At 51.8% G+C, this 544-nt stretch carries 1 rRNA gene; it reads left to right on the top strand.

What is annotated here, in order from left to right:
• Positions 1-70: 70 nt before the first annotated feature.
• Positions 71-544: ribosomal RNA gene (locus ACL9RG_RS22740) — 16S ribosomal RNA — on the top strand; the annotation flags it as partial.

Genomic DNA, 544 nt, shown 5'->3' with positions numbered 1-544 from the left:
CAGTAATTCATTATGAATGATGTGAAGTAACTTTGAGCATCGCTGAACTTGTTTCAGCAAATCGAACTTTTAATTGAAGAGTTTGATCATGGCTCAGATTGAACGCTGGCGGCAGGCCTAACACATGCAAGTCGAACGGTAGCACAGAAGAGCTTGCTCTTTGGGTGACGAGTGGCGGACGGGTGAGTAATGTCTGGGAAACTGCCTGATGGAGGGGGATAACTACTGGAAACGGTAGCTAATACCGCATGATGTCGCAAGACCAAAGTGGGGGACCTTCGGGCCTCACGCCATCGGATGTGCCCAGATGGGATTAGCTAGTAGGTGGGGTAATGGCTCACCTAGGCGACGATCCCTAGCTGGTCTGAGAGGATGACCAGCCACACTGGAACTGAGACACGGTCCAGACTCCTACGGGAGGCAGCAGTGGGGAATATTGCACAATGGGCGCAAGCCTGATGCAGCCATGCCGCGTGTGTGAAGAAGGCCTTCGGGTTGTAAAGCACTTTCAGCGAGGAGGAAGGCGGTAGTGTTAATATCACTA

This window comes from Rouxiella sp. Mn2063 (assembly GCF_049319665.1).
Classification (GTDB): Bacteria; Pseudomonadota; Gammaproteobacteria; order Enterobacterales; family Enterobacteriaceae; genus JBMOUD01.
This window is presented reverse-complemented; position numbering and strand designations above follow the sequence as displayed.